The sequence below is a fragment of the Kangiella sp. TOML190 genome, from assembly GCF_023706045.1.
Lineage (GTDB): Bacteria > Pseudomonadota > Gammaproteobacteria > Enterobacterales > Kangiellaceae > Kangiella.
Map to the genome: position 1 here is coordinate 1,780,001 of NZ_BQYL01000001.1, position 18,403 is coordinate 1,798,403.

The window sequence follows — 18,403 nt, forward strand, 5'->3', positions numbered from 1 at the left end:
GTTGAGCGAAGGAGTTACCATCAGGGTAATGACTGAGTCGAAACGCAAGAGCAACGATAATGAGCGGCAAAAGGACGAGATAAGGGGCTATAGCTCAGCTGGGAGAGCGCCTGCCTTGCACGCAGGAGGTCAGCAGTTCGATCCTGCTTAGCTCCACCATTTTTGCGTTTAGCATTGTTAGTTACTTAGTCGTTTACTAGAGTAAACTTTCTGCGTAACTGCCGCGCTAAAGCACAAAAAACGACCATTGACCGATTGTTTAAGTATTTAGAGCAAAACCAGAAGGTTTTGCTCTGGGTATTTATACCAGAGCGAGTTCTTTAACAATTAGGTAGAAGCAAAGTAAATGAGTAACAAAAGAGTTTTAATAATTTTGTAAGCGAATTTGTATTCATCATGTTGGCGTTAGCGATTCGAAGTCGGAATTGTTAACACGTAATACGGTTATTTGAAGATACCGAAGTGGTGATTGCTGAGGTTGGCTAGGGCTATACAAAAGGCCTGGTTAAGCGAAGTGATCGAAAACTATTTGGGGTTATATAGTCAAGTGACTAAGAGCATGCGGTGGATGCCTTGGCGACAGAAGGCGATGAAGGACGTGGTAGTCTGCGATAAGCCCGGGGGAGTTGACAACAAACGTGATATCCCGGGATTTCCGAATGGGGAAACCCAGTGACTGTAAGGTCATTATCTTTATCTGAATACATAGGATAAAGAGGCGAACGCGGGGAACTGAAACATCTAAGTACCCGTAGGAACAGAAATCAAACGAGATTTCCTTAGTAGCGGCGAGCGAACGGGAATTAGCCCTTAAGCTTCTTATGCGTTAGTGGAATGGTCTGGAAAGTCCAGCGATACGAGGTGATAGCCCTGTACACGAAAGCGCGTTTTAAGTGAAAACGAGTAGGTCGGGACACGTGATATCTTGACTGAACATGGGGGGACCATCCTCCAAGGCTAAATACTCTCTGTCGACCGATAGTGAACCAGTACCGTGAGGGAAAGGCGAAAAGAACCCCAGTGAGGGGAGTGAAATAGAACCTGAAACCGCATGCTTACAAGCAGTGGGAGCTAGATTTTAGTCTAGTGACTGCGTACCTTTTGTATAATGGGTCAGCGACTTACTCTTCAGTAGCAAGGTTAACCGTTTAGGGGAGCCGTAGGGAAACCGAGTCTTAATAGGGCGTTTAGTTGCTGGAGGTAGACCCGAAACCCGGTGATCTATCCATGGTCAGGTTGAAGGTGAGGTAACACTTACTGGAGGACCGAACCCACTTATGTTGCAAAATGAGGGGATGAACTGTGGATTGGAGTGAAAGGCTAATCAAACCGGGAGATAGCTGGTTCTCCTCGAAATCTATTTAGGTAGAGCCTCGCGTCTTACCCTGGGGGGTAGAGCACTGTTTCGGCTAGGGGGTCATCCCGACTTACCAACCCGATGCAAACTCCGAATACCCAGGAGTACAATCGCGGGAGACACACGGCGGGTGCTAACGTCCGTCGTGGAAAGGGAAACAACCCAGACCGCCAGCTAAGGTCCCAAAGTGTATGTTAAGTGGGAAACGATGTGGGAAGGCTTAGACAGCTAGGAGGTTGGCTTAGAAGCAGCCACCCTTTAAAGAAAGCGTAATAGCTCACTAGTCGAGTCGGCCTGCGCGGAAGATGTAACGGGGCTAAACATACCACCGAAGCTGCGGATGCGATACTTCACTTAAGTTTATTTGCTGTAGAGCAGTGAGCACGTTTTTTGTGCGAACAAAGCGCCTCCGAACGTTGAGTCGGTGAGGTGTTCTAGAGTAAGTGAGTTTAAGGAAGTATCGCATGGTAGAGGAGCGTTCTGTAAGCCGTTGAAGGTGAGCCGGGAGGTTTGCTGGAGGTATCAGAAGTGCGAATGCTGACATGAGTAACGTTAATGCGGGTGAAAAACCCGCACGCCGGAAGACCAAGGGTTCCTGTTCGACGCTAATCGGAGCAGGGTGAGTCGACCCCTAAGGCGAGGCAGAGATGCGTAGTCGATGGGAAACGGGTTAATATTCCCGTACCGGTTATTATTGTGATGGAGAGACGGAGAAGGCTAAACCAGCGCGGCGACGGTTGTCCGCGTTTAAGGTAGTAGGCTGGGTGTTTAGGCAAATCCGGACACCTAAGGCTGAGAGCTGACGACGAAGTCCCACGGGACTGAAGTGGTTGATGCCCTGCTTCCAGGAAAATCTTCTAAACTTCAGATAATAACCGATCGTACCCCAAACCAACACTGGTGGTCAGGTAGAGAATACTAAGGCGCTTGAGAGAACTCGGGTGAAGGAACTAGGCAAAATGGCACCGTAACTTCGGGAGAAGGTGCGCCGCTGATGGTGATCGGACTTGCTCCGTAAGCTGTTGGCGGTCGAAGATACCAGGTGGCTGCGACTGTTTATCAAAAACACAGCACTCTGCAAACACGAAAGTGGACGTATAGGGTGTGACGCCTGCCCGGTGCCGGAAGGTTAATTGATGGGGTTAGACTTAGGTCGAAGCTCTTGATCGAAGCCCCGGTAAACGGCGGCCGTAACTATAACGGTCCTAAGGTAGCGAAATTCCTTGTCGGGTAAGTTCCGACCTGCACGAATGGCGTAACGACGGCCACACTGTCTCCACCCGAGACTCAGTGAAATTGAAATCGCAGTGAAGATGCTGTGTACCCGCGGCTAGACGGAAAGACCCCGTGAACCTTTACTACAGCTTCACACTGGACTTAGAGCCTGCATGTGTAGGATAGCTGGGAGACTGTGAAACGTGTACGCCAGTATGCGTGGAGTCAACCTTGAAATACCAGCCTTGTATGTTTTGAGTTCTAACTCAGGTCCGTTATCCGGATCGAGGACAGTGTGTGGTGGGTAGTTTGACTGGGGCGGTCTCCTCCCAAAGAGTAACGGAGGAGCACGAAGGTTGGCTAATCCTGGTCGGAAATCAGGAGGTTAGTGCAATGGCATAAGCCAGCTTAACTGCGAGACAGACACGTCGAGCAGGTACGAAAGTAGGTCATAGTGATCCGGTGGTTCTGTATGGAAGGGCCATCGCTCAACGGATAAAAGGTACTCCGGGGATAACAGGCTGATACTACCCAAGAGTTCATATCGACGGTAGTGTTTGGCACCTCGATGTCGGCTCATCTCATCCTGGGGCTGTAGCCGGTCCCAAGGGTATGGCTGTTCGCCATTTAAAGAGGTACGCGAGCTGGGTTCAGAACGTCGTGAGACAGTTCGGTCCCTATCTGCCGTGGGCGTTGGATATTTGAAGAGAGCTGCTCCTAGTACGAGAGGACCGGAGTGGACGAACCTCTGGTGTTCCGGTTGTCACGCCAGTGGCATTGCCGGGTAGCTATGTTCGGACAGGATAACCGCTGAAAGCATCTAAGCGGGAAGCCCCCTCTAAGATTAGATATCCCTAGGACTTTAAGTCCTCCTAAGAGCCGTTGTAGACTACGACGTTGATAGGCAAGGTGTGGAAGCGCTGTGAGGCGTTGAGCTAACTTGTACTAATTGCTCGCGAGGCTTGGCTATATAACACCCAAGTGGTTTTAGCCGACCATGGAAAGTGTGAGTCAAATAACCTTATTAACGATAACAATGTGATGAACATTGCTTACGAATGTGACTCAAGCTTGTTTACTAGCTTCTACTTGATTGGACTTGTTTCAAGTATAAATACTCAACGTTTTTTGCTTGGCGACCATAGAGAGTTGGAACCACCTGATCCCTTCCCGAACTCAGAAGTGAAACGACTCATCGCCGATGGTAGTGTGGGGCTTCCCCATGTGAGAGTAGGTCATCGCCAAGCGCTTAATACAAAACCCCAGCCGTTAGGTTGGGGTTTTTTATTATCTGTTGGAAATGCACTCTCACATGGGTTCCCATGTGGAGTAGGATTTTCGAGGGAATTTGCAAAGCAAAGAGTTTTGCTTTGCACCGAGAAAATGGGTGAGGCTCTGCCGAACCCCTGGCTCAAGCGAAGCGCAGAGGTGCCAAGCGCTTATATAAAAGAAAGGCTACCCAGCGGGTGGCCTTTTTTTATGCCTATATGAAATCCATGCCAAAATAGTTTATTCTTTGAACACTTAAGTTAAGTAAGCAGTAAAAAAGGAATAAATATGCTACTAAGAAGAATCACCAAGCACGTCAAGGATCAAAACTGGTTTGCGGTTTTTGTTGATTTTGTCATTGTTGTGGTGGGTGTCTTTATTGGTATTCAAGTGGCCAATTGGAATGAGGCTAAGAAGGCAGAAAAAAATGAAATTAGCTTACTTACCACTTTGTATGATGACTTTTCTGCTCATAGGGATATATTGATTAAGCGAAAAGGGCGATCTAAGCGCTTACGAAATTATTGTGGTGAATTGCTCGAATTGATTAGGAAAAAAGAACTATCTAAAGAAGATGAAGCTAATATAGCTGATGGATATATAGAATTTCTAGCTGTGTCTTGCATGAGCACATCTTGGGGAAGAACTCCGCCAGCAACTTTCACTGAGCTGATGTCTACAGGGAGTTTATCGCAAATTTCAAGCAAATCAGTTAGAAGAGCTTTAGTTGAATATGGTCAGGCGAATGCACTATGGCGCAACATCAATGGTCGTGCTGAAGCACAAAGTAATGAACACTCAAAATTTAGGCAAGCGATAAATATCAAATTATATCCTGTTGATCTTAATCTTGCCGATCCGAATGTTAACTTAAAAGATATAATCAGTTACGATTGGGAGCTATTGCAACAGGCAGAAACATCGATTGGAACCATTATAAGTTTACACTTTAATCAGTATCAAGGGCACAAGAGAGATTTAGAAGCTGTTGAGAATATTCTAAAAGAATTAGAAAAGGATATTAATTAAATGTTACTCTGTCGGATAACCAAACACGTCAAAGACCAAAACTGGTCGCGGTTTTTTAGTTCGATTGTGTAATTTCGATTTACTCTAGTTTCCTTTATAATCAAAGGAAATATTAATTTTGATTCAGCATGCCAAATTATAAAATCCAAGCAATAAACCCTAATGCCCACTTTTTTGAAATTACTATAATTATTCAATCGCCAAATCCAAATGGCCAAATCTGCTATCTGCCTAATTGGATCCCTGGAAGTTATATGATTCGTGATTTTGCGAAGCATATTCAATGGATGAAAGCCGAGTCTAATGGCAAAGAAATTTCTGTTCAGCAACTTGATAAATCTACTTGGCAGTTCGAACCTTGTGATGGTGAGTTAACAATAACTTATCAAGTATATGCTTGGGATTTATCGGTTCGTGGTGCGCACTTAGATCAAACCCATGGTTTCTTTAATGGTACCAGTGTCTTTCTGGCGGTCAAAGGGCAAGAAGATTTATCGCATCAAGTTGAGATTTTAAGACCGGAAGGTGCAAGCTTTGCAAATTGGAAGCTGGCCACTGGTTTGCAGCCAATTCATGCTACTCAAGAGTTTGAGTTTGGTCATTACCAAGCTGCAAATTATGATGAGTTGATTGATTGTCCGGTTGAAATGGCTGATTTTAGGCTGATTAGCTTTGAAGCTTTTGGTATCCCTCATTATATGGCTTTGACTGGGCGTTTCGAAAAGCTTGATGAAGCGCGCTTAAAAAATGATCTAACAAAAATTTGTGAGCATCAATTAGAATTTTTTGGCAAGCCTTATCCAATGCAACGCTATATTTTTATGACTTATGTCTTAGGCAATGGTTTTGGTGGCTTAGAGCATCGAAACTCGACTGCGCTACACTGTAGCCGTGAAGATTTGCCATTAACCACAGATGAGTCGAATCAAGTAAAGCCTGACTATCAAAAGTTTTTGGATTTATGTTCGCATGAGTATTTTCATACCTGGAATGTTAAGCGTATTAAGCCAGCAGTTTTTTTACCCTATGATACGCAACAAGAGTCTTATACCGAGCTGTTGTGGGCGTTTGAAGGAATAACCTCTTATTACGACAGTTTGGCGTGTGTTCAATCCGGTGTTATTAGCGTCGAAAATTATTTAACGGCGCTAGCAAAAACCATGACTTCGGTTCGTCGCTCAAAAGGTCGTTTAATACAGCCAGTGACTGATTCCAGCTTTAATGCTTGGACAAAGTATTATAAGCAAGATGAAAATGCCCCTAACTCAGTTGTGAGTTATTATACCAAAGGTGCTTTGGTGGCGTTTTGTTTGGATATGCTGATCAGGCAAAAAACCGACTCAAACAAATCGCTAACAGACGTAATGCGTTATCTGTGGCAGGAGTTTGGAGCTAAAGGTATTGGTGTTAAAAAAGACACTATTCAAAACTACGTTAAAGGACTCTGTGGACATGCTACTGAGTTTGATAGCTTTTTTGCAAAAGCGCTTTACAGTACTAAAGAGCTTGATCTTGAGGTTGCTTTAACGCCTTTGGGCTTGCAGCTTGATTATGGGCATAGAGAGTCGCAATCGGATCGAGGCAATTTTTCAGAAAACTATTCAGCGGCTAAACCGAAGGCAGGCTTAGGTTTTGAGTATACTTCGAGTGCCGTGGGGATAAAAATCAAAAGCGTCTACCTTGATTCGCCAGCAAGTAAGGCTGGGATTTCCGCAGGCGATCAATTAATAAGTTTAAATGGTTATAAAATTAGCCATAAGACTTTTGAACAAAGGCTAGCAGAACTAGAAATTAATGAACAACTAGAAATTATAGGGTTTAGGCGTGATGAGCTGATGAAATTTGCAGTGACCTTGGCAGAAGCCGAAGCGGATACTGCTTATTTAAGTTATAGTAGCGATCAGCGAAATGAATTATTTAAAAATTGGTTAAATATAAAAGAATGAAAATCGTAACTTTTAACATCAATAGCGTTAGAACACGGGTCCATCAAATTGAAGCTTTGGTGCAGAAGCACGACCCGGATATTATCTGTTTGCAGGAAACTAAAGTGCATGACGATATGTTTCCGTTCGATTTGTATAAGCATTTGGGTTATCACATTGATATTCATGGCGGCAAAGCCCACTATGGCGTTGCCACATTCAGTAAGCAAAAGCCCATTGCGGTAGAAAAAGGATTTCCACACGATCCCGAAGACGCGCAGCGTCGGATGATTATTACCAGCTATCAGTATGGTGACGAAACTTTGAAAGTCTTAAATGGTTATTTTCCGCAAGGCGAAAATCGCAGCCATCCAACTAAGTTTCCTTACAAAGAAAAGTTTTACGCCGATCTGATTGAATATTTAAAAGATCACGATTTAAGCACCAGAACCATAGTGTTGGGTGATATCAATATTTCTCCGACCGATATGGATATTGGTATCGGCGAACCCAATAGAAAGCGTTGGCTAAGAGAGGGTAAGTCGAGTTTCTTACCGGAAGAAAGGGAATGGTTAGCGCAAATGCTTGATACGGGCTTGATTGATACCTACCGAACGGTTAACCCTGAAGTTGACGATAAGTTCAGTTGGTTTGATTATCGTAGCAAAGGCTTCGATCGTGAACCGAAGCGTGGTTTGCGGATCGATTCTATTTTTGCTTGCGATTGGCTAAATCAAAGAGTGGTTGCTTCGGATATTGATTATGAGATCCGAGGCATGGAAAGACCATCGGATCATGCGCCGGTTTGGACAGAATTTAAACTCTAAAAGTTGATCTAGGCGCTAGCCATGGCGCCTTTATTAACTCCTTCAAAAGCCTTAATACTAATAGCTTTTTCGGGCTCGACTAGCTTAATTTGCTTGGCGATATGGTTGGCAATGAGTTCAACGGTGGTATCGTTTTGCATCAGATGGCAATCAGCTTTCGGCAAAGTCAGCGCAAAATGACCTTGTTCGCTTTGATATTCAAAGTGGTAATAATCTTCGTCATCAATTTGCAGTTCTTTGACCAGATCTTCTTGCGTGGCGATATAAATATCTTGCCATTTTTTTGCCCATAAACTTTCTAGCGACTCACTTCGAACGTCATCAGCAAAAATTTGGATTTGCGAACGATGACCATGAGCAATCCGTTGGCAGTCACCAAGATGTTTTTTCAGCCCGTGAGCATAATGATAATAAGCTCCGGTAATGTTTTCGGTCGATAGGGTCAGCTCGATATGAGTTACGTTATCCGGAACGACTTGACGACATTCTTCGATTAACAGCGTCTTTACCGCATCCATAGTCACGTTGTCCGACTCAAGCAAAACAACTGCTTCGCTTGGGGATTGATGGCGATACCAGCGATCTTGCTCGTCTTGGATTTCCAGTAGAAGATTATTTTCTTCGAGCTGGCTATTGAGCTTATGGTAGCGCTTGGGAACCACAAATTTATGATCAACAGAGCCATCGATCGCGATTTTGATCTGTTTTTTAACATCGCCAAAATCAAATACCATACCTTGATCATCCAGATCGCCTTCTAAAACGATATCCACGATCCAGCTTTCACCCACGATCCCTCGCTTGGGATCAAAATAGGCAAAGTCGATAACGGTTAATTGGTCAACAAACAGGGCGGCCATAAGAAAATAATCGGCTGGTGATTCTATATTGGCGGCAATTATAGCATAATCACAGATAAGCAAACGATTAATCCAGCAAAGAAAATCCATGAATAAAAAGTATGATGTTTTCTCATTAGGCAATGCTCTTGTCGATGTTGAAATTGAAGTTTCAGCGCAAGAGTTGGCGCGGCTTGATATAGAAAAAGGCTTAATGACGTTAGTAGAACAAGAGCGCCACGATTATTTACTAAGTGAGCTACAAGGTAAGAGTCACCAAAGAGCTTCCGGCGGTTCGGCAGCCAACAGCATTTTTGCGCTAGCCCAATTAGGCGGCAAAGGATATCACTGTTGCAAAGTTGCTAAGGATGAAGCCGGCGATTTCTACGCCTCGGATCTGAATAGCGCTGGCGTGGATAATAATATTGCTGGCTTAACGAATAATGATGGCACTACGGGAAAATGTTTGGTCATGGTAACGCCCGATGCCGATCGAACTATGAATACCTTTTTAGGGATCAGTAGCGAGCAGCAACCAGAAGATATCGATCCTCAAGCATTAATGCAAAGCGAGTATTTGTATATCGAAGGTTATTTGGTGACCAGCGAGTCAAATCATAATACGGCATTGGCGGCGAAAAAAATGGCTGACGACAATGGTATAAAAGTCGCTTACACCTTGTCGGATCCCAATATGGTGCGTTTTTTCAGGCCGCAAATTGAGCAAATTTTAGCGGGTGGCGTTGACTTGCTTTTTTGTAATGAAGATGAGGCTCTAGAATTTACTGAACAAGGCAATTGCGATGCGGCACTTGAAAGCCTTAAAGCTCAAGCGCGCCAAGTGGTCATCACTTTAGGTGACAAGGGCGCTTTGTACTTTGATGGCGAAAAAACTCACGCCATAGCACCTTTTGAAGCGGAGGCGGTTGACAGCAATGGTGCAGGCGATATGTTCGCTGGTGCTTTTTTATTCGCACTAACTCAAGGCTATTCCGCGGATAACTGCGGCAAATTAGCCAGTTTTTGCTCATCCTATTTAGTGACCCAGTTTGGACCCAGGCTCAAGGCTTCTGCAGTGCAAACCATTCAAGATTTTAACCAAGAGTTGCAAAGCAGCTAATGATTGTTCGCATCATGCGCCATGGCGATGCACCTACCATTGAGGGGATGCGGCAACTGTCAGCCAAGGGAATTGCCGAAGCTCGTACTATGGGGCAATGGCTGTCTGAGCAAAGCTTAACCGATACCATTTTAATCAGCCCTTTGTTGCGCGCTCAACAAACGGCCACTGAAGTTATGGCGTATTTTAAGCATGATTTTAAAAAAGCGGATGAAAGTTTGCTCAAGCCTGAAGCTGATGCCAGTTTAACCATTGAGTATTTTCAGGCGCTTGAAGCAGAGTCTTTGTTATTGATCAGCCACATGCCTTTGGTGGTTAACTTGTTAGAGGCTTGGCTGCCCGGAGCAGGGCGCTATTTTCCCACGGCGGCAATTGCCGAACTTGAGATTAATGATGATTCGGTTGAGTTAGCGCAGTTTATTACTCCTGCGGATCTAAGTGAGCTTAAGCTAGGTTAGCTATAAATCCATGCTAGGGCTGGATATTTAACGCTTTTCTGGCTAGCATAGTCGCCTTGTTCGACTAATTTCAATGAATTTTGCCTGATCCCGTTTTAAACCCCTCGGCCAACCGATTTAAGATTTTCGGTATTATCTGCTATTCCTTAGCGGTAACTCTGAAATACAGTCTAAAGACTCTAGTGGTGGGTTTTCGCTATAACCGCAAAGATCCGCTGGTTGCTCGTGAAAAGATCAATGGCGTTATTTATAACTGGGCTTCGCGTCTAGTTAACAAAATTAAAATCAATTGGCAAATTGATGGCGAGCTAGAGTCACAAATCCCCGAAGATCGCTCCATTATTTTGATGTGCAACCACGCGAGTGCTTACGACATCCCGCTGGCTTATGCCGCCTTGCCTGGCTCGATTAGGATGATTGCCAAAAAGGAATTATTTAAGATCCCGATTTTATCGCAAGCCATGCGCTCGGCGGAGTTTCCTTCGATTGATCGACAAAATCGCGAACAGGCCATTAAGGATCTGGAATTTGCGCGCCAAAAAATGAAAAGTGGTATTCGCATTTGGATGTTCCCAGAAGGTACTCGTTCAGCTGATGGACGCCTAAGACCTCTAAAAAAAGGTGGGATCCGCTTAGCTATCGACACCAACGCCATCATTATCCCAATCATTATGCAGGACATTGAGCATATTTTGCCGAATAAACGTTGGTATAAAATGCGCTTGGGGCAAAAAGTGACCATCAAAATAGGGCGGGCGCTGGATTGTCGAGATTTTAATATTGATGAGCGCCATCAGGTCACGGAACTGGTGTATAATCAATTATTAGAACTCAAACAAGCCCGAGATTAAGCTTGTCTTGTTTATTGAGTGTAATTAACTCAATATTTAGCGCTAAACTGATGATAGCTAGCTGACAAAAAATCGAGTGAATTATGGACAAATATCAACAAGCCGCAGCGTCTTTAAATACCATTACTGACTATATCCGTTTTGCCGCGAGCGAATTTGAGCGGACAGGGCTTTATTATGGCCACGGCACTGACAATGCGTGGGATGAGTCGGTGGCGTTAGTTTTGCAAATGTTGGAATTGCCAAGTGACTATCCTGTGGTGATGTTTGAGGCGCGCTTGATTGACGAAGAAAAGCAACACTTATTAAGCGCTATTCGTACTCGAATAGAAGAACGTAAACCGTTGGCATACATTACTAATAAGGGCTATTTTGCAGGTATCGAGTTTTTTGTCGATGAGCGTGTGTTAGTGCCTCGTTCGCCAATTGCCGAATTGGTGGAAAATCAGTTTAATCCTTGGCTGATTTCTGACGAACCTCGGATCTTGGATTTATGTTGTGGTAGTGGCTGCATTGGTATTGCTTGTGCTGCTTACTTACCCGATTCAGAAGTTATCGTTTCCGATATTTCTGTTGAAGCGTTGCAGGTTGCTGAAATCAATATTGATCAAGCGGGTTTTTATCCTAGAGTACAAGCGGTTCAATCAGACTTGTTTTCATCTATGCGCGATATGAAATTTGATTTGATCGTTTCCAACCCGCCTTATGTAGACGCTGAAGATTTAGCAGAAATGCCTGCAGAATTTTTTCATGAACCTGAAATCGGTTTGGGTTCGGGCGATGATGGGCTGGATTTAACACGAAAAATATTACAACAAGCTGCTGAGTTTCTGACTGAGCACGGGGTTTTGATTGTCGAAGTTGGCAACAGCTGGCCAGCCTTACAGGAAGCGTATCCGGAAGTGCCTTTTAGTTGGCTTGAGTTTGAGCGTGGCGGCGATGGAGTTTTCTTATTGACCAAGCAGCAGCTCGAACAGCACTTTTCTTAATGGCGTATGTGCTTATAACTTGTTGTTGATAGTTTATTTATTGAAGACGTCAATACCATCATGACTATAGCTGAACCTTGTGTATTTGAGTTTGCAGAAACTTTCAATCTAGCTTTTAAGCAAAAAAACACCTGCCTAAAGCCTGGCGCAATGGAGCCCTTTTATCGTGCGCCAAAGGCTCAAGCGCCCGCGATTATTTATTCAAATCAGGATTTTTTCTCTAGCGCTTTGCACGAAGTTGCCCACTGGTGTATTGCTGGTGAAAAACGTCGCCAACAAGATGATTATGGCTATTGGTACGCACCTGCCGGCCGTAACCATGAGCAGCAATTGGCTTTTTACCAAGTGGAAGTTAAGCCGCAAGCCTTAGAGTGGGCTTTTCATTTAGCCGCTAATTGGTGTTTTAAACCCAGTTTGGACAACCCGGGAGTGGATATCTGTCTTGAAACCGTTACTAGTTTCAAAAGGCAACTCCATAAGCAGCTGAGCGACTATTTCGAGCAGGGTTTTCCAGTTGCAGCTTTAGAAGTCATTCAACTTCTTTGCCAACAATATCGCCACGGTCATGCGATTAGCCTTCCCAGTTTGGAGTCTATTACATGAGTCATGAGTTAGCCTTATCCAATACCCTGAAGTTAGGCCTAATTATTAATCCCTTTGCTGGGATTGGCGGCAAAGTAGGGCTTAAAGGTAGTGATGGTGAGCAGATCCGTGAGCAAGCTTTTGCCCTTGGCGCTATCCAACAAGCAGAAAATCGAGCACGAATCACCTTAGAAGCTTTGTTACCTTTTAAAGAACAAATTCACTGGTATTGTGCTTCCTCGGCGATGGGGGAGACTTTGTTGCAAGAGTTGGGTTTTACCTTCGAGCTGGTTTATCAGGCTCCGCAGCTAAGCTCTGATAGGGATACCATAGAAACTGTTGAGCGCTTCAATACTTTAGATTTGGATTTATTAGTGTTTGCTGGTGGCGACGGTACGGCTCGCAATATTTGTTCAGTGATTGATGAGACTACGCCTGTTCTTGGCGTACCAGCGGGGGTAAAAATTCACTCGGGTGTTTATGCCATTACTCCTTTAGCTGCGGCTGAAGTTCTGAGAAATATCCTGACTAACCAACTGGTTTCGTTAATCGAAGCTTCGGTTATGGATATTGATGAGGAGGCGTTTCGAGCAGGAACGGTGACAGCGAAAAAGCATGGACAACTGCTAGTACCGGCAGAGCATCAATACATTCAAGCTACCAAAGTTTCTTCGGCTCAGCTTAATCGTGAAGACGAAGCTTTAGTGCAAAAGGATATCGCCGAATTTGTGGTGGAAGACATGGATGATGAGCTGCACTATTTGATCGGAACAGGAACCAGTTGTGCGGCGGTGATGGATGCGCTGGATTTGCCGGGGAGTTTGTTAGGAATCGACTGGGTTTACCAAAATCAGTTGATGGGCTCAGATCTTAATGAAGCAGATATCTTACAATTGTTAGAACAACAGGCAGGTAAGGTTCGAATAATATTAACCGCGATTGGTGGTCAAGGACATATCATTGGTCGCGGCAATCATCAGTTTAGCGCAACAGTATTGGCACGCCTAAACAAATCCGATCTAATAATCATCGCGACCAAAACCAAACTAAAGCAACTTAACTCTAAACCCTTGTTGATCGATTCGGATCTACCCGCGATTAACAATAAGTTTGCTGGGATATATCGGGTTATTTGCGGCTATGACGACGAAGTGCTCTATCAATTAGGGGCAGAATTTTAAGATATTGACGGATTGTGTTGTGAGATATATCTCACAAGCTAAGTGGCAATGTCTTAATATTAACGCATCTATTTCAACTCTACTTTATTTAAGAGTTCTAACTTGTTGAAATATATCTAAATTATAACTTTCCAATATTAGAATTAATTAGCTGTCATCGAATTGTCATAATAAGCTGATTGATTCGTCAGTTCAGCTTGTTACATTTAGATACCGCAAACGGATACTGCACTATCTACTACAAATCAAGGATTAACAATAATAGGACATGCAAATGGCTTTGCAGTTTCTTAAGGACAAGTAAGGACAGCAATCGAAGATGGATTTGACGGTGAGCGGCTTAGGCCGCTTTTATTTTGCTCAAAACTTTTCTCCTAAGTCGCAATAAGCCGCATTAATTATTGCAATATCAAAGACTTAATTTTTATTTCTAAGAAATTTGTGTAAACTCAAAGAATACATTCTTTAAATGGATTCTTATGGCTAATCGAGTTCTTATCAATTTTGCACACCCGCGTTTTGAAGCATCCAATGCGAATAAGTTAATGGTTTCAGCGGTTAAGGAACTCGAAGGCGTAACCTTTAATGATTTATATGAGCGTTACCCTGATTTTTTGATAGATGTTGAGCGAGAGCAGCAGTTGCTATTAGAACACGACATTATCGTATTTCACCATCCTTTGTACTGGTACAGTGCGCCAGCTTTGTTAAAGGAGTGGCAAGATTTGGTGCTTGAAGCAGGTTTTGCTTATGGTACCGATGGTTATCAGCTACAACATAAATATTGGCTCAATGCGATGACTCTTGGTGGTACTTTCGAAAGTTATGATGAGTCCGGTTATAACCATTTTCCGTTAGAACTTTTGATGAAACCCTTTGAGCAAACCGCGGTTTTTTGTGGCATGAACTATCTAAAACCGTTTGCGGTGTATGATGTGCTTAGAATTTCTAAGGAAAAAATGATTGATGCCGCTGAGTCTTACCGCAAACATTTGATCCAGCTACAAAATCATCTTGATTTGGTAACAGGGGAGTTTCGCTAATTTATGGATACTGAAAGTTTCTTATTTAAAGCCTTTATCTTTTTAGTAGCCGCGGTGATTGGGGTTCCAGTTGCCAAGCGGTTAGGTTTAGGTTCGGTTTTAGGCTATTTATTAGCTGGTGTGGTGATTGGGCCTTTTGCCTTGGGGCTGGTCGGTAAAGATGCCAAAGATATTATGCATTTTGCTGAATTTGGCGTAGTCATGATGCTATTTTTAGTGGGACTGGAGCTGGAGCCGAAAAAATTGTGGCGGATGCGGATGCCAATTTTGGGCTTAGGAGGGCTGCAAGTTATCTTTACCGGTATCCTTATCAGCCTGATTGCTTTTGGATTTGACTTGAACTGGCAAAAATCGCTGACCATTGGCATGGTACTGGCGCTATCTTCTACCGCAATTGTGTTGCAAACCTTAAGCGAGAAAGGCTTGATGCGAACAGATGCAGGTCGCTCGTCATTTTCAGTGTTATTATTCCAAGATATTGCCGTGATCCCGATGCTGGCTTTGATGCCGCTGCTTGCCACTATGGCAGTGAATGGGGTTGATGATAGCCACGCCGGCAGTCATCTGCAGGGTTGGCAACAAACGTTACTGGTTATAGCTAGCATCGCTTCGATTATCTTTGCCGGGCGCTATTTAATTCAACCGCTGTTCAATTTGATTGCTCGCACTGGCTTACGCGAAATTTTCATTGCAACTTCTTTACTGTTAGTTATCGCCATTACGTTAGGCATGCAATGGGTAGGTTTGTCTCCGGCATTAGGGGCTTTTTTAGCAGGCGTAGTCTTAGCCGATAGCGAGTACCGGCATGAATTAGAAGTGGCGCTGGATACGTTCAAGAGTTTGTTGTTAGGGCTATTTTTTATCACGGTCGGCGCTAGCATTAATTTGGAGCTGCTGTGGAATGATCCTCGGCTGATTCTATTGCTAGTCTTTATGCTGATTTTAGTCAAAATCGTGGTGCTTTTCACCTTGGCAAAGTTTTTCAAGATGCCGATTTTAGACAACCTTATTTTTACCTTTGCCCTAGCTCAAGGCGGCGAGTTTGCTTTTGTACTCTTTAGTTTTGCTGGGCAAAATGGCGTTTTAGAGCAAGACATTATCGCGACCCTGACGGTAGTAGTGGCCCTAAGTATGGCGCTAACGCCAGTGCTGATGATCTTGAGTGAAAAGTTTATTCAGCCGCGCTTTGACCGCAAAGAAATTGATCGCGCTTATGATGATATTGATGATGGTGATACGCCAGTTATCGTTGCCGGTTATGGACGTTTCGGACAAGTAGTTTCCCGCCTACTGCGTTCGCAAGGATTTCAAACGACTTTGCTTGAATACGATGCGGTGCAAATTGATCTGGTAAGAAAGTTTGGTACCAAAGCCTTTTATGGTGATGTGACCAACATAGAATTGCTTAAAGCTGCTGGCGCTGAAACCGCTAAAATTTTAGTTTTGTCGGTGGATAATACGGATAAAGCGATTTTGGTCACCGAGCTGTGCAAAAAGCATTTTCCTGATTTAAAAGTCTATGCTCGAGCCAAAGGACGACGCGAGGCTTACGAAATTCGCAAAGCAGGTGCCGACTTTGTGATGCGCGAGACGTTAGGTTCGGCGTTAATTTTAGGCCGCGAAGCTTTAACTGCTCTGGGCTATCGTAAGTATCAGGCGCATCGAGCGGCGCAAACTTTCTTACATTATGATACCATGCACATGGATGAACTCACCGAACTGTGGGGTGATGAGAAACAGTATATTCTAGCGGCCACCGAAAAAGCTGAGCTGTTAGAGGCAGTTTTGAAGTCGGATATTCAAGATCGTCAGGCGATTAAAGAAGATCATGCTTGGGATTCTAATATGCGCAAAGAAGTCCAACAAGATCAAGAAGACTAAGATGCAGTTGCCGCAAATAGGCTACTTCGAGCTGTTTTTGGTACTGATCCCCGTCGCCATTATTGGTCTAGTGATGCGTCAGTGGAAGATCGCGACTAAAGATTATTGGCTGGCAAACCTGCGGATGGTACTGCAGTTATTGCTCATAGGGTTTGTGTTAATTTATATCTTTAAACACAATAACCTTTGGCTTGGTTTATTGGTTATGGCATTTATGTTGCTGGTTTCTGCTTGGATTGCCTTAAGGCCAATTCCAAATAAGGATCAACAGCACTTTACGGATATTACTATAGGTTTGTTAATTGGCTGCGGTTTGATTTTAGCCTTGATTATTGGGGCTATTTTAAATCTTTCACCTTGGTATCAAGCACAATACGTTATTCCTTTTGCGGGAATGCTATTTGCCAATACCATGAACAGTATTAGTCTTTCTGGCGAGCGTTTTGTGCATGAATACAACCGTCATAAAGACAAGCAAAAGTCTCGTAACCAAGCTTTTAACACCGCCATGATCCCGCAAATCAACAGCCTATTAGCCGTGGGTTTGGTGGCGCTACCAGGGATGATGACCGGACAAATTATCGCTGGCGTTTCGCCGCTGATTGCGGCACGTTATCAAATTGTGATTATGGCCGCCATCTTAAGTTCTAGCGCCATTTCAGTTATGGTATATCTCTATTGTCGTCTAAGACGTTTACCTTAGTTACCAGGAGCCGTTTATGAAAACTCGTGCCGCAGTTGCTTTCGAAGCAGGCAAACCACTAGAAATTGTCGAAGTGGATTTGCAAGGGCCGCAAGCTGGCGAAGTATTAGTGGAAGTCATGGCAACGGGCGTTTGTCATACGGATGCTTTTACCTTATCTGGAGATGATCCTGAAGGCGCTTTTCCGGCCATTTTAGGACATGAAGGAGCGGGTATTGTGCGTGAAGTCGGTGCGGGAGTGACTTCTTTAAAACCTGGCGATCACGTGATCCCGCTTTACACGCCAGAATGTCGCGAGTGTGACTTTTGTTTACATCCCAAAACTAATCTTTGTCAATCCATCCGCGCCACTCAAGGCCAAGGCTTGATGCCTGATGGTAGTAGCCGTTTTTCTTATCAAGGTAAGCCTATTTTGCACTATATGGGCTGTTCGACTTTTGCCAATCATACGGTGCTGCCAGAAATTGCTTTAGCCAAAATTCGCAGTGATGCACCGTTTGATAAAGTTTGTTATATCGGCTGCGGCGTCACTACCGGTATCGGCGCGGTTATCTATACCATGAAGGTAGAAATAGGCTCAACCGTTGCGGTGTTTGGTTTGGGTGGAATAGGCCTTAACGTGATCCAAGGAGCTAAGCTTGCGGGCGCTGACCGAATTATTGGGGTGGATCTGAACGAGGACAAAGTGGCTTTAGCCAAGCAATTTGGCATGACCGATTTTATCAATCCAAAGGAAGTTGATGATGTTACCAACGCTATTATTGAAATGACCAATGGCGGCGTCGATTACAGCTTTGAGTGTATTGGTAACGTTAATACCATGCGCCAAGCTTTAGAGTCTTGCCATAAAGGTTGGGGCGAGTCTTGTATCGTTGGCGTGGCTGGTGCTGGTCAGGAAATTGCTACCCGACCATTCCAGTTAGTCACCGGCAGAGTTTGGAAAGGCACTGCTTTTGGCGGCGCTAGAGGGCGAACCGATGTACCTAAAATTGTCGATTGGTATATGGAGGGTAAAATTAATATTGATGACTTAATTACCCACAAGATGCCGCTTGAAGATATTAACCAAGCCTTTGATCTGATGCATCAAGGTAAATCCATTCGCTCTGTTATAGAATTTTAGAGGTCTTTTAG

At 44.1% G+C, this 18,403-nt stretch carries 14 protein-coding genes, 1 tRNA gene and 2 rRNA genes; 16 read left to right on the forward strand and 1 reads right to left on the reverse strand.

The features are described 5' to 3' along the window. Positions 1–83: 83 nt before the first annotated feature. The 6 genes from NFS34_RS08525 (at position 84) to xthA (ending at position 7,622) form a co-directional block, all read left to right on the forward strand. Positions 84–159 (forward strand) — tRNA-Ala (locus NFS34_RS08525). Positions 160–541: 382 nt separating this feature from the next. Beyond that, positions 542–3,542: ribosomal RNA gene (locus tag NFS34_RS08530) — 23S ribosomal RNA — on the forward strand. Positions 3,543–3,703: 161 nt separating this feature from the next. Beyond that, positions 3,704–3,819 (forward strand): 5S ribosomal RNA (gene rrf, locus NFS34_RS08535). A gap of 310 nt (positions 3,820–4,129) precedes the next feature. Then, the gene (locus tag NFS34_RS08540; RefSeq protein WP_251359597.1) at positions 4,130–4,870 is read left to right on the forward strand and encodes a DUF6090 family protein; all 741 of its coding nucleotides are present in this window, start codon (positions 4,130–4,132) and stop codon (positions 4,868–4,870) included. Between the two features lie 128 nt (positions 4,871–4,998). Then, the gene (locus NFS34_RS08545) at positions 4,999–6,816 is read left to right on the forward strand and encodes a M61 family metallopeptidase (RefSeq protein WP_251359598.1); all 1,818 of its coding nucleotides are present in this window, start codon (positions 4,999–5,001) and stop codon (positions 6,814–6,816) included. Beyond that, positions 6,813–7,622, forward strand: a complete 810-nt coding sequence (gene xthA, locus NFS34_RS08550; protein ID WP_251359600.1) for an exodeoxyribonuclease III — start codon at positions 6,813–6,815, stop codon at positions 7,620–7,622. Before NFS34_RS08545 ends, xthA begins: the two co-directional genes overlap by 4 nt. Positions 7,623–7,630: 8 nt before the next feature. Here xthA and NFS34_RS08555 read toward each other — a convergent pair whose 3' ends face one another. Then, positions 7,631–8,482 carry a 6-carboxytetrahydropterin synthase gene (locus tag NFS34_RS08555; RefSeq protein WP_251359602.1) on the reverse strand — a complete coding sequence of 284 codons (852 nt, stop codon included), beginning with the start codon at positions 8,480–8,482 and terminating at the stop codon, positions 7,631–7,633. Positions 8,483–8,570: 88 nt separating this feature from the next. Here NFS34_RS08555 and NFS34_RS08560 point away from each other — a divergent pair, with 88 nt between their 5' ends. The 10 genes from NFS34_RS08560 (at position 8,571) to NFS34_RS08605 (ending at position 18,392) form a co-directional block, all read left to right on the forward strand. Continuing rightward, a complete protein-coding gene (locus NFS34_RS08560; protein WP_251359605.1) occupies positions 8,571–9,581 on the forward strand; it encodes an adenosine kinase in 1,011 nt (336 codons plus the stop codon). Then, complete coding sequence (gene sixA / locus NFS34_RS08565) at positions 9,581–10,039, forward strand: phosphohistidine phosphatase SixA (protein ID WP_251359607.1); 459 nt, start codon at positions 9,581–9,583, stop codon at positions 10,037–10,039. Before NFS34_RS08560 ends, sixA begins: the two co-directional genes overlap by 1 nt. 80 nt (positions 10,040–10,119) lie before the next feature. Continuing rightward, positions 10,120–10,890, forward strand: coding sequence for a 1-acyl-sn-glycerol-3-phosphate acyltransferase (locus NFS34_RS08570; protein ID WP_251359609.1), 771 nt, complete (start codon positions 10,120–10,122; stop codon positions 10,888–10,890). Positions 10,891–10,973: 83 nt separating this feature from the next. Further along, positions 10,974–11,879 (forward strand): 50S ribosomal protein L3 N(5)-glutamine methyltransferase, encoded by a 906-nt coding sequence (gene prmB, locus NFS34_RS08575; RefSeq protein WP_251359611.1) that lies wholly within the window; start codon positions 10,974–10,976, stop codon positions 11,877–11,879. 60 nt (positions 11,880–11,939) lie between these two features. Continuing rightward, a complete protein-coding gene (locus tag NFS34_RS08580) occupies positions 11,940–12,482 on the forward strand; it encodes an elongation factor P hydroxylase (protein ID WP_251359613.1) in 543 nt (180 codons plus the stop codon). Further along, positions 12,479–13,642 carry an ATP-NAD kinase family protein gene (locus NFS34_RS08585; protein ID WP_251359615.1) on the forward strand — a complete coding sequence of 388 codons (1,164 nt, stop codon included), beginning with the start codon at positions 12,479–12,481 and terminating at the stop codon, positions 13,640–13,642. The genes NFS34_RS08580 and NFS34_RS08585 overlap by 4 nt, the downstream gene beginning before the upstream one ends. Before the next feature lie 479 nt (positions 13,643–14,121). After that, positions 14,122–14,685: an NAD(P)H-dependent oxidoreductase gene (locus NFS34_RS08590; protein WP_251359617.1), complete on the forward strand. Its 564-nt coding sequence runs from the start codon at positions 14,122–14,124 to the stop codon at positions 14,683–14,685. Positions 14,686–14,688: 3 nt separating this feature from the next. Next, complete coding sequence (locus NFS34_RS08595; protein ID WP_251359619.1) at positions 14,689–16,566, forward strand: monovalent cation:proton antiporter-2 (CPA2) family protein; 1,878 nt, start codon at positions 14,689–14,691, stop codon at positions 16,564–16,566. Position 16,567: 1 nt separating this feature from the next. Then, a complete protein-coding gene (locus NFS34_RS08600; RefSeq protein ID WP_251359620.1) occupies positions 16,568–17,269 on the forward strand; it encodes an ABC transporter permease in 702 nt (233 codons plus the stop codon). A 16-nt stretch (positions 17,270–17,285) separates the two neighbouring features. Then, a complete protein-coding gene (locus NFS34_RS08605; protein ID WP_251359622.1) occupies positions 17,286–18,392 on the forward strand; it encodes an S-(hydroxymethyl)glutathione dehydrogenase/class III alcohol dehydrogenase in 1,107 nt (368 codons plus the stop codon). The last annotated feature ends 11 nt before the right edge of the window (positions 18,393–18,403 follow it).